The sequence below is a fragment of the Catellatospora paridis genome (genome assembly GCF_009720365.1).
Classification (GTDB): domain Bacteria; phylum Actinomycetota; class Actinomycetes; order Mycobacteriales; family Micromonosporaceae; genus Catellatospora; species Catellatospora paridis.
Map to the genome: position 1 here is coordinate 104377 of NZ_ML769317.1, position 12038 is coordinate 116414.

A 12038-nucleotide genomic window follows, 5' to 3' on the forward strand; every position below is an offset into this window, starting at 1 on the left:
GTGCTGACCCGGGGCGACTGTGTGAATTCTTGCCGCAGGTGGAGGTGTGCCTGTGCGAATGCGATGGTCCAGGGATTGGGATTGGCGTGGAAGGAAGTCCTAAACACATACAATATATCGATTATTGTCGACATGGGAATTGTCGTCAGCTATTGTAAGCCGACCATACAGTCAACGGGGGAGACACTGGATGGGTCTGCGACTACTCGGCCCTGTGGAAATGACGATCGGCGACCGATCGGTCAACCTCGGCGGAGCACGCCAACGCACCGTCCTGGCCGTCCTGGGCCTCAACGCCAACCGCGTCGTGCCGGTGGACCAGCTCATCGACGCCGTCTGGGGCGCGGACCCCCCGACCACCGCACGCAGCCAGATCCAGATCTGCATCTCCGCACTGCGCCGCATCTTCCAGGAGATCGGCCACCCCGAGGCGATCAGCACCCGACCACCCGGCTACCTGCTCCAACTGCCCCCCGAACACGTCGACAGCCTCCAGTTCACCGCCCAGCTGGCCGACGCGCGCCGGCAGGCCGACGCGGGAGCCAAAGCCGAGGCGTCCGCCACCCTCACCGCGGCCCTGGCCCTGTGGCGCGGCGCCGCACTGTCCGGCATCTCCAGCGACCAGGTCCAGCGCGCCGCCACCGTCCTGGAGGACCAGCGCCTCACCGCCGTCGAGGAGCGCATCCAACTCGACCTCGAACTGGGCCGCCACCAGGAAGTGATCCTCGAACTGCGGGCCCTCGTGGTCGAACAACCCATGCGAGAACGGCTGCACGCATACCTGATGCTGGCCCTCTACCGGTGCGGCCGGCAGGCCGACGCGCTCGCCGCGGCCCGCCGGGCCCGGGAGATCCTCGCCGAGGAACTCGGCCTGGACCCAGGCGCGGAGCTGCAGCACCTGGAACGGGCCATCCTGCAGCGCGACCCCTCGCTCGGGCCCACCGACGAGGCGTCACCGGCCGCCCCGCCACCGGCGCCGAGGTGGACACCACCCCAACCCCGCCTGCCGACTCCGGTCCTACCCCGCCAGCTGCCGGCCAGCATCACCGACTTCGTCGGCCGCGACGACCAGCTCGACCAGATCCGGCAGGTCCTCGGCCGCTCCCCGGACGACGACCGCGACCATCGCGGCATGCCCGTGGTGGTCATCTCCGGCATGGACGGGGTCGGCAAGTCCAGCCTCGCCATCCGCGCAGCCCACGAACTCGGCGAGCAGTACCCCGACGGTCAGCTCTACGCCGACATGCACACCTGGGACCGCCAGGACCGCAGCGCGGAACTGCTCGCGCGGTTCCTGCGCGCGCTCGGCGTCACCGGCTCGGCCATCCCCGACGGCGTCGAGGAGCGCGGCGAGCTGTACCGCAGCATGCTGTCGGGCAAGCGGATGCTCGTCGTGCTCGACGACGTCCCACCCGAGCTGCCGGTGCTGCCGCTGCTGCCCGGCAGCTCCTCATGCGGGGTCATCATCGCCAGCCGGCTGCGCCTGACCGGCCTGCCCGGAGTCCGCCAGATCGACCTGGACGTCTTCGACCTGCAGCAGTCCCTGCAGATGCTGACCGGCATGGTCGGCCGGGACCGCATCGTCGCCGACCGCGCCGACGCCGCGGAACTGGCCGACCTGTGCGGCGGGCTCCCGCTGGCCCTGCGGATCACCGGCGCGCGGCTGGCCTCGCGCCCGCACTGGCGGCTCGGCGGGCTGGTGCACCGGCTGCGCGACGAGGCCAAGCGCCTGGACGAGTTCACCCATCACGGCCTGGAGTTGCGGTCCAGCATCCGGCTGGCCTACCGGGCGCTGGACGCCAAGGCACAGCGGCTGTTCCGGCTCTGCTCGCTGCTGCGGGCCCCCGACTTTCCCGGCTGGACCGCCGCGGCCCTGCTGGACTGTTCCACGGGTGAGGCCGAGGACATCCTGGAAAGCCTGGTCGACGCGCGCCTGGTCGACATCGTGCAGTACCCGTACACCTCGGTGCGCTACCGCCTGCACGACCTGATCCGGGTGTACGCGGCGGAGAAACTCGCCGAGGAGGAGACCGATCAGGACAGCGCGGCGGCGCTGGCCCGGGTGCTGGGCGGGTGGCTGGCGCTGGCCGAGGCCGCGCACCAGATCGACTACGGCGGCAACTACACCACCCTGCACGGTGGCGCACAGCGGTGGACCATGCCACCCGAGGAGGCCGCCCGCCAGATCGGCGACCCGGCGGACTGGTGGGAGGCCGAGCGGCGGGCGCTGGCCGTCGCCGTCCGCCAGGCGGCCGAGGCAGGTCTGAGCGAGCTGTGCTGGGACCTCAGTCTGACGATGATCAGCCTGTTCGAGTCCAAGGGCTACTTCGACGACTGGCGCGAGTGCACCAACCTCGCCTACCAGGCCGCCGAACGCGACGGCAACCGGATCGGCATGGCGGCGATGCGCTACTCGCTGGGCACGCTGTACCTGTTCCAGAGCCGGCTCGCCGAAGCCGACGACTGCTTCGCCACCGCGCTGGAGATGTTCCGGGCGGAGGGACTGGAGCACGGCTGCGCCCTGGTGCTGCGCAACGCCGCGCACATCGACGGCCTGCGCGGCGATGTCGAGTCGATGCTCGGCAAGTACGCCGCCTCGCTGGACATCATGCGCCGGGTCGGTGACCGCATCGGTGAGGCCCACATCATGCGCAACCTGGCCAAGTACCGGATGGACGAGGGCGACTACCAGGGGGCGACCGAACTGCTGGATCAGGCGCTGGTCATCTGCGAGCAGACCGGTTGCCTGCGGGTGCAGGCGCAGGTGCTACACCGCTTCGCCGAGGTCCACCTGGCGACGGGCCGGCTCGACCTGGCCAAGCCGTGCCTGCACCAGGTGCTGCGCATCGTCAGGGACACCGGCGACCGGATCGGGGAGACCCACGCCCTGTACAGCCTGGGCCTGCTGCGCCACCGGGAAGGCCGGTCCGACGATGCCGAGGTGATCCTCGGGCACACCCTGGAACGGGCCCGTAGCCTCGGCGAACGCCTGGTCGAGGCGCGCTGCCGGTTCTCGCTCGGCGAAATCGCGCTGGCCACCGGGCGGGCCGAGGCCGGGGCGGCGCATCTGTGGGAGGCCGCGGAACTGTTCGGCCGGCTCGGTTCGACGTTCTGGCAGGAGCGGGCGAACCTGCTGCTGGCGAAGGCGGATCAGCTCGCCCCGCCGGTGGCCGAAGGTGTCGCGGCCTGGGCTGGGCTGGCAGGAAACCGGCCGGTCTAGCAGGTGGGTCGGGCTGCCGGCTGGGTCTTCGTGCTCGGCCCACGGCTGCCGGGCAGCCTGAGGCGGGCGTTGACATAGCACTGGGCCGCCCGCTAAGCGGGCGGCCCAGTGCTATGTCGACAGGGCGGCTCAGAGGGTGTCGTCCCGGACGCAGGTGCCCAGCTGGATGCTCCAGTGCGTGTCCGCCGGGCAGATCACCTCTCCCAGCGCCGAGTTCTGACCGGCGTCGGCGCCGCCGGCCAGGCCGATGGCGAACGCGGCGGTGAGCGCGGCTGCGGCGACGGCGAACTTGACGGTGGCGGCGGCGTTGCGGGTGACGGACATGGTGGCTTTCCTCCAGGTGGTGGCTGTGCCGTGGCTTTGTGTCATCACCAGATCGCGGTCCGCTATCGAATCGGACTTCGAACGCTGTTCCCGACGGCAAGCGCGTCGATAACTTCCTGAAGGCGCGCCGATAGCGCCGGCACCCACCGTGAGAGTCGCAACCACGACCACGGAGGGAGAGCCCGATGGGCACCTTGTTCGCCCGTTCAGGTCCCGGAGAACTCTGGGGCGGCGCGGCCGACCCGGTCGACACGGTGGCCGTGCAGCTGATGATCGGCGCGACGTCCATCCTGTCGGCCGAGATCTGGGACCGGATCGACTGCCCGCCCGGGCTGTCTGCAAAGCGGCCGGCGTACCGCGCCGCGGTGCTGGCCGCGCTGGCGGCACGGCACCTGCTCGGCCGGGGTGTGGTCACCGCGTCGGTGATCGGCTCCCGCGACGCCGCCCAGCTGCACACCACCGTGTTGGCGCGCCACGTGCCCGGCATCAGCCACCTCTCGGTGTACCTCACCGACGCGGCCGCCGGCCCGCAGCGGGCCGCGCAGCACGACACCTCCGACCACGACACCCGGCCCCACCGTGACCTGCTCCACCGGCAGCCATCGGACCGGCCGGTCTTCGACGCGCAGCTGGTCGAGGAACTGGAACTGGCCGGCGTCGTACTGGCCCTGGCGGCCTCGCCCGCGGAGTCGGCGTTCGGCGCGAACCTGATCGTCATCACCGATCCGGCCGGTGACCGGCCCGCGGCCATGCACCTGGCCAAGGGCGCGCTGCTTGTCAACGTGTCCGGTCAGGACCTGCCGCCGGGCGTGCTCGCACAGGTCAACCAGGTGTTCGTCGACGACCTCGCGCTGACCGACACCACAGGTCACGAACTGACCGCCGGCACCGTCCGCCGCGATCACCGAGCCGCGCACCGGATTGCCGGCGATCTGCGCCAGGTCGTGCTCGGCGAAAACGTCGGCCGCGCCGACCCGGACCAGGTGCTGCTGTTCGAGCTGCTCAGCAGCCGTACCGCAGCCGCCGGCCCGGCGCACCCCACCGCCGGCGACCCGCCGGCGCACCCCGGCGGGTCGAACCCGCCCCAGATGCCCGCCCCGGCAACCCCGCCGGTGGCCCCGAGGAAAGGACCCCACATGTCCCACGAGGCCGAGATCCGGCAGTTCATCGTCACCACCTTCGCCCCCGACGTCCCTGCCGAGCAGCTCCCGGCCGACCTGGACCTGCTCGACAACGGGCTGGTCGACAGCCTCGGGCTGCTGCGGCTCATCGCCTGGGTCGCCGACCGCTACCACATCGCCGTGGAGGACCAGAACATCTCGCCCGCCCAGTTCAGCTCGGTGGCCTCGATCGCCGCATTCGTCGAGGACGCCCACAGCCTCGTCTGACCCGCCCCCGCACCGCGAGGTGCACCGCCCACCACCCGACCGCGCCGCCCACCGAACCGGTGCGGAAACAGAAAGGAAAACGAACATGATCGTCAAGGCCAGGACCGAGGTTCCCGCCGTCGACTGGGGCAACGGCACCAGCTTCCGGCTGCTCGTCGCCAAGGACAACATGGGCTTCGCCGTCGCCCACACCGTGGTGCGGGCCGGCTCGAAGTCGCCGCTGCAGTACCGCAACCACCTCGAGGCCTGCTACTGCATCTCCGGCCGCGGACAGGTGATCTCCGACGGCGTCACCCACGAGATCGAGCCCGGCGTCATCTACGCCCTCGACCAGCACGACGAGCACTTCCTGATCGCCGACCCGGACGCCGACATGGAGCTGATCAGCGTGTTCAACCCGCCGCTGCAGGGCCACGAGCGGCACAACCTCGACGCCGACGGCTACTCCGAGTACTGAACCGCCCCCGGCGCGGGCGGGCGGGGCCAGCACGCCCCGCCCGCCGCCCCGGCCCAGCTCATCTGCCACACCGTCGTTTAGGAGCACCCATGAACAGCTATTTCACGATCTCCGAGGAGGTCGCCGACGCGCTGGCCTACGGCCGACCGGTGGTGGCCCTGGAATCGTCCGGCGTCGTGCACGGCCTGAGCTACCCGCTCAACCTGCAGACCGCACTCGACATCGACAAGACGATCCGGGCCGGCGGCGCGACTCCCGCCCGCACCGGCATCGTCGACGGCAAGTTCGTCATCGGCATGTCCGACGAGCAGGTCGAACTGTTCGCGACCACCCCGGACATCCCGAAGGTCAGCACCCGCGACATCGGCTCCGTGCTGGCCGGCCGCGGACACGGTGGCACCACCGTCTCGGCCGCCCTGGTCGCGGCCGGGCAGGTCGGCATCGAGGTGTTCGCGGTGGCCGGCATCGGCGGCGTGCACTTCGGCGCCACCCGCAGCCTCGACATCTCCGCCGACCTGGTCGAGTTCACCCGCCACCGCATCGCCGTGGTCTGCGCCGGCGCCAAATCCCTGCTCGACCCCGCGCTGACCATGGAGTACCTGGAGACCCTCGGGGTGCCCGTGGTCGGCTACCGCTGCGACGACTTCCCCGCCTACTACAGCGTCTCCAGCGGCGTACGCAATCCCCGCCGCGTCGAGGACCTCACCGAACTGGCCGAAGCGATCCGGCTGCACTGGCAGGTCGGCAACCAGGGCGGATTCCTGGTCACCCACCCGATCAGCGAACTGGACGCGCTGCCGTCGGCGGAGGTCTACGCGCTGATCAGCGAAGTCCAGGCCGAGGCCGAAGCCGCCGGCGTGCACGGACCCGCGATGACCCCGTACATCCTCAGCCGGGTCTCCGCGGCCACCCGCGGCCGCACCGCCGCAGCCAACCGGTCAGTGCTGCTGTCCACCAGCGCCCTGGCCGCCGAGGTCGCCTGCGCGCTGCGGGAGCAGCCATGACCACCGCGATCCTCTTCGACGTCGACGGCACCCTGGTCGACACCCCGGCCGCGATGACCAAGGTGCTGCGCACCGTCGTCGCCGAGCACGGCCGCACCGCCGCCGACGACCGGCTGCGTGCCACCGTCGGCCGCCCCCTGGCCGCGTCCCTGGCCGGGCTGCTGGAACTGCCCGCCGACGACCCCGCCGTCGCACAGGCCGCCGACCGGGCCCGGGAACTGTTCACCCGCACCGTCATCCCGTCCGCGTCCCGGCTGGTCTTCCCCGGCGTACCCGAACTGCTCGCCGCGCTGCGCGAGCGTGGCCACCCGCTCGCCGTCGTCACCAGCAAGGTACGGCCCAGCGCCATCGAACTGCTCGACGCCGCCGGGCTGCTCGACGCCTTCGACACCCTGGCCTGCCACGGCATGACCGAGCGCGGCAAGCCGTACCCCGACCTGGCCCTGCTCGCCGCCGCCGCGCTGGACACGCCACCGGCCGACTGCGTCGTCGTCGGCGACGCCGTCGACGACGTGCGCATGGCCAACGCCGCCGGCATGCGCCCGATCGGTGTCAGCACCGGCGTCGCCACCCGCGCCGAGCTGGTCCTGGCCGGCGCCCGCGCGGTCTACGCCGGGCCGGCCGCACTCGGCCCGGCACTGCTCGACGAGCCCACCGCCCGCCCCTTCGACCTCACCCCGAGGTGAACCCATCATGACCTCCGCCCAGCGGACCGGGACCGTCGCCAAGCCGACGTCGCCCGCCGCGACCCTGACCGTCCTGGCGATCGCGCAGTTCCTCATCGCCCTGGACTACTCCATCGTCTACATCGCCCTGCCCAACATCGGCGCCGAGTTCGACCTGTCCGAAAGCTCCATCCAGTGGGTCGTCAGCGGGTACGCGGTCTTCTTCGCCGGATTCCTGGTCGTCGGCGGCCGGGCCTCCGACCGGTTCGGGCCCCGCAACCTGTTCATCGCCGCGATGGCCGTGTTCGGCGTCGCCGCCCTCGCCGGCGGCCTGGCCACCGCCCCCGCACTGCTGCTGGCCGCCCGCGCCGTGCAGGGTGTCGCCGCAGCGGCGCTGCAACCCGCGATCATCGCCCTGATCAACACGTCGTTTTCGGCCGGCGCCGCCCGCAACCGTGCGCTCGGCGTATGGGGCACCGTCGGCGCGTCCGGCCTGGCCACCGGCGTGGTCATCGGCGGCCTGCTCAGCACCGTTTCCTGGCGCTGGGTGTTCCTGATCAACCTGCCGCTCGCCCTCATCTGCGCGATCGGCGCCGTGCGGTGGCTGCCCCGCGGCCGCGGCACCACGGCCACGGCCAGCCAGCTGAACGTGCCCAGCGCGATTCTGTGCACCGGCACCGTGCTGTCCACCGCACTTGCCCTGACCTGGGCCTCCAGCAACGGGTGGAGCTACGGCGGCACGCAGGCCGCATTCGCCGTCGCGGCCGTGCTGCTGGCCGCGTTCGTGCTGCGCGAACGCGCCAGCGCCCACCCGCTGGTCGACCCGCTGCTGCGGCGCACCCGGTCGCTGCTGGTCGGCTGCGGCAGCACCGCGCTGTACATGGCCAGCGTCGGCAACCAGTTCTTCGTCCTGACCATGCTGCTGCAGCAGCTGCGCGGCTACGGCCCGATCGCGGCAGGCATGGCGTTCCTGCCGATGGCCGCAGCGATCACCGTCGCGAACTCGGTCGCCGCCCGGATCGTGGCCGCCATCGGCGTCCGGGCGACCCTGTGCCTGGCCTTCGTCGGCAACGCCGCGGGCCTGGGACTGCTGGCCGCGCAGGTGCACGGCGAAAGCTACCTGCTGCACCTGCTGCCCGGGCTGCTGATCACCGGTTTCGCGCACGGGATCACGTACGTGTCGATGTTCATCGCAGGCACCGCCGACATCGACGACCGCAACCAAGGCGTCGGCAGCGCACTGATGACGACCGCGCAGTACATGAGCGGCGCCCTCGGCGTGGCCGTGCTCGTGCTGGTGCTCGGCGTCGACCCAGGACCCGGCGACTTCGGGGCCGCGTTCGTCACCACCGCCGTGGCCGCCGCCGCGGGCGCGGCCCTGGCCTGGTTCGGCCTGCCCCGCCGCGGACCGGCCAGCCCCGGCGCACCGGTGGGCACCGGCCACGACGCGCCGCTCGCCGACAGCGACCCGACCGCCGGCGACGAGCCGCGGGTCGGCGCCGGCACGGCCGACCGGAGCCGGTCGTGAGGGCCGCGGCCTGGGTCGCGCAGCTCGGCGTGCTGGTCGTGCACAACGACCCCGTCGTGGAGGCGGAGCTGTCGCGCCGGGCACCGGCCGGGGTCAGCGTTCACGCCGCCCGCTTCGAAAGCCCCACCAGCACCGGCGCCGAATACACCCACGAGACCTGGCAGAACCTGATCGCCCACCCGGACATCCGCCGCGGGCTGACCCAGCTCGGCCAGATGGACCTGACCGCGATCTGCCTGTGCTTCGCCTCGGCGAGCTTCTTCGGCGGCCTGGCCTTCGACCGCGGCTTCGCCGCCGCGGCCAGCGAACTCGCCGGCGGCACCCCGGTCTACACCGCCGGGGAGGCGATCCGCGCCGGGCTGAGCGAGCTGGGCGTACGCCGCCCGCTGGTGGTGGCCCCGCCGTGGTTCACCGCGCCGACGTTCGCCGCAGCCGAGCGCTACCTGGCCGCAGCGGGCTACGAGGTGGCCGGCCTGGTCCACTACCAGCTCGGCACCGGCTGGGACACGGTGCAGCGGCACCGGCTGTTCGACCAGGGCGGCCGCTGGGCGGTCGACCCGGACGAGGTCAGCCGGCACGTGGCAGCCGCATTCCCGCCCGACGCCGACGGGGTGCTGATCCCCGGCAGCGGCTTTCGGTCCTGGGACGCGGTGGCCGCACTCGAACGGCAACTGGACGTCCCCGTCGTCACCTCCAACCAGGCCTGCCTGCGCCGGCTGCTCGCCATCGCCGGCCTGCACGACACCGTCCCCGGAGGCGGCCGCCTGGTCGACGCGCACCCCTGACCCGCACCCGCCCACCACCCACCAGCGACCCGAACAGGAGAAACCGTGCCCACGCCAACATTCTGTGCCGCCTTCGCCGACCAGGTCGGCGCCACACCCGACGCCCCGGCCCTGGCCACCGACAGCGACATCGTCACCTACCGGCAACTACAGACCCGGGTCCTGCTCGCACAGCAGGCGCTGACCGCACTGCACATCGACCCGCAGCTGCCGGTCTGCATCCCGGCCGTGAAAACCCCCGACACCGTCGCGCTGCTGATCGCCGCGTTCGCGGCAGGCCGCCGGGTGCTGCTGCCCTCAGCGTCGCTGGGTGCCGAGGCGCTGACCCGGCTGTGCACGCTCGTCGGCTGCGCGGACATCCTCGACAGCACCGACGGCCGCGTGACGGCCCGGCCCAGCGGCGCCCCCGGCCGGCCGCTGCCCGGCACCGGCCTGCTGCTGACCACCTCCGGATCGACGGGCACACCGAAGGTCGTCGAACTGGCCGCCGACGGCGTCGACGCGTTCCTGGACTGGACGGCGATGACCTTCGACATCGCCCCCGGCGCGCGGGTGCTCAACTACGCGCCCCTCAACTTCGACCTGTGCCTGCTCGACGTGTGGGCCGCGCTGGCCGCCGGCGCGTGCGCGCAGCTGGTGGACCCGGAACGAGCCGCCGACCCGGCGTGGCTGGCCGCGTTCTGCCGGGACCGGCAGCCGACCGTGGTGCAGGCGGTCCCGCTGTTCTTCCGGCTGGTGACCGAGGGCGGCGACCGCTTCCCCGGCGTACGCGATGTGCTGCTCACCGGCGACGTCGTGCCACCGGCCCTGCTGGACCGGATCGTCGAGGCGTTCCCCGACGCCCGGCTCTGGAACGTCTACGGCTGCACCGAGACCAACGACAGCTTCCTGTACCGCATCGATCCCGAACAGGTACGCGCCCACGGTGCGATGCCGATCGGGCATCCGATCACCGGCGTCCAGACCTCCGTCGTCGACGCCGACGGCGCCGAGCTCACCGGCGCCGGCACCGGCGAACTGGTCGTACGGACCCCGTTCCGGGCCCGCGGATACCTCGGCACCGACACCGGCCGCTGGCACGACGGCTGGTTCCGCACCGGCGACCTGGTCCGGCGCGACGAGTCCGGGCTGGTCTTCCTCGAAGGCCGCAACGACCACCAGGTGAAGGTCCGCGGCGTGCGGACCAACCTGCAGGAGGTCGAGCAGGTCGTGCTCGCCCACCCGGAGGTCGTCGAAGCCGCCGTGATCGCCGTGCCGGACCAGCACGCCGGCAACGTCCTGCACGCGGTGGTCCGGGCCCGGACCGCGTCGGCGGTCAACGGGCTGCACCTGCGGGTGCACTGCGCCGCCGCCCTGCCCCGCACCGCCATACCCGGCTCGTTCGAACTGGTCGAGGAAGCCCTGCCCCGCACCTCGACCGGCAAGGTCGACCGCAACGTCTTGCGCCAGCGCCGCGGCCGTGCCGCGCACGCGAACGCCGAAGGGAGCTGACCACCATGATCACCTGGAGTGAGGAACAGCGCGACCTGCGCACCCTGGCCGAGGAGCTCGGCGAGGCCGCGGGCAAGGACCACCTCGAACGCGACGCGCACCGAGAGTTCGGCGCCGCGGCGTGGCAGACGGTCCGGGAGACCGGCCTGCTGGGCCTGCCCTTCGACGAGCGCTGGGGCGGCCTCGGCCAGGACCTGCTCACCACGATGTACGTCCTGGAAGGGCTCGGCTACGCCTGCCGCGACGGCGGATTCAGCTTCTCGGTGTCCACCCACCTCGTCAGCACCGGCGTGCCGCTGCAACGCTTCGGCTCCACCGACCTCAAGGACCGCTACCTCACCAGGGTCTGCGACGGATCGATCATCGGCGCGCACGCGATCAGCGAACCGTCCGGCGGCTCCGACGTGATGGCGATGCGCACCACCGCTGTGCGCGACGGTGCCGACTACGTCCTCAACGGCAGCAAAGCGTTCGTCACCAACGGCCCGATCGCCGACGTCATCGTGGTCTACGCGCTGACCGGAAAACGCGGCAGCCCCGCCGCGCTGACCGCGTTCCTCGTCGACCGGAACACGCCCGGCCTGGTCGTCGGACCGCCCGTCACCAAGATGGGCCTGAGCACCTCACCGTTCTGCGAACTGTTCCTCGACGACTGCCGGGTCCCGGCGGCCAACGTCGTCGGCTCGCTCGGCGCCGGCTACCTCGTCATGGACCACGTCATGAAATGGGAGATCCTCTGCTCCTTCATCATCAACGTCGGGGAGATGCAGCACCGGCTGGAACGCTCGATCGACTACGCCCGCACCCGCGAGCAGTTCGGCCAGAAGATCGGCAGCTTCCAGTCGGTGTCCAACCGCATCGCCGACATGCACATCAGCGTCAACAACGCCCGCAAATGGCTCTACGACACCGGCCAGCGGCTCGGCAACGGTGAGAACGTCACCGTCGACATCGCCGCCAGCAAGCTGATCGCCAGCGAAGGCAACCTGGCCTCCGCGCTGTCCGCCGTCCAGATCTTCGGCGGCTACGGCTACACCACCGAGTACGGCCTGGAGAAGGACCTGCGCGACGCCGTCGCCGGGACCATCTACTCCGGCACCTCCGACATCCAGCGCCAGCGCATCGCCAAGATGCTCGGCCTATGAGGCCGTCGCCACGCCGCTCCGCCCTCATCGA

The 12038-nt window shown here is 71.8% G+C and carries 10 protein-coding genes; 9 read left to right on the plus strand and 1 reads right to left on the minus strand.

Translation table 11 applies throughout. The features are described 5' to 3' along the window. Positions 1 to 220 precede the first annotated feature (220 nt). Positions 221 to 3220, plus strand: coding sequence for an AfsR/SARP family transcriptional regulator (locus F9C41_RS18425; RefSeq protein WP_196279832.1), 3000 nt, complete (start codon positions 221 to 223; stop codon positions 3218 to 3220). Between the two features lie 129 nt (positions 3221 to 3349). Here the strand turns inward: F9C41_RS18425 and F9C41_RS18430 are convergent, their stop codons facing one another. Beyond that, positions 3350 to 3544, minus strand: a complete 195-nt coding sequence (locus F9C41_RS18430) for a hypothetical protein (protein ID WP_155388064.1) — start codon at positions 3542 to 3544, stop codon at positions 3350 to 3352. 185 nt (positions 3545 to 3729) lie between these two features. Between F9C41_RS18430 and F9C41_RS41345 the strand changes: the two genes are divergently transcribed. The 8 genes from F9C41_RS41345 to F9C41_RS18470 all read left to right on the plus strand — a co-directional run bounded on the left by F9C41_RS41345 (position 3730) and on the right by F9C41_RS18470 (position 12007). Next, entirely contained in the window at positions 3730 to 4932 is a 1203-nt protein-coding gene (locus F9C41_RS41345; protein ID WP_230689728.1) for a phosphopantetheine-binding protein, read from the plus strand. A gap of 85 nt (positions 4933 to 5017) precedes the next feature. Next, positions 5018 to 5389 carry an ectoine synthase gene (locus F9C41_RS18440; RefSeq protein ID WP_155388065.1) on the plus strand — a complete coding sequence of 124 codons (372 nt, stop codon included), beginning with the start codon at positions 5018 to 5020 and terminating at the stop codon, positions 5387 to 5389. An 89-nt stretch (positions 5390 to 5478) separates the two neighbouring features. Further along, a complete protein-coding gene (locus F9C41_RS18445; RefSeq protein WP_155388066.1) occupies positions 5479 to 6393 on the plus strand; it encodes a pseudouridine-5'-phosphate glycosidase in 915 nt (304 codons plus the stop codon). Next, positions 6390 to 7079, plus strand: coding sequence for an HAD family hydrolase (locus tag F9C41_RS18450; protein WP_155388067.1), 690 nt, complete (start codon positions 6390 to 6392; stop codon positions 7077 to 7079). The genes F9C41_RS18445 and F9C41_RS18450 overlap by 4 nt, the downstream gene beginning before the upstream one ends. Before the next feature lie 7 nt (positions 7080 to 7086). Then, on the plus strand, positions 7087 to 8586 hold the full coding sequence (locus F9C41_RS18455) for an MFS transporter (RefSeq protein ID WP_155388068.1): 1500 nt from the start codon (positions 7087 to 7089) through the stop codon (positions 8584 to 8586). Further along, positions 8583 to 9371: a maleate cis-trans isomerase family protein gene (locus F9C41_RS18460; protein WP_155388069.1), complete on the plus strand. Its 789-nt coding sequence runs from the start codon at positions 8583 to 8585 to the stop codon at positions 9369 to 9371. The genes F9C41_RS18455 and F9C41_RS18460 overlap by 4 nt, the downstream gene beginning before the upstream one ends. Before the next feature lie 45 nt (positions 9372 to 9416). Next, the gene (locus F9C41_RS18465) at positions 9417 to 10862 is read left to right on the plus strand and encodes an AMP-binding protein (protein WP_155388070.1); all 1446 of its coding nucleotides are present in this window, start codon (positions 9417 to 9419) and stop codon (positions 10860 to 10862) included. A gap of 5 nt (positions 10863 to 10867) precedes the next feature. Further along, a complete protein-coding gene (locus tag F9C41_RS18470; protein WP_155388071.1) occupies positions 10868 to 12007 on the plus strand; it encodes an acyl-CoA dehydrogenase family protein in 1140 nt (379 codons plus the stop codon). Positions 12008 to 12038 lie beyond the last annotated feature (31 nt).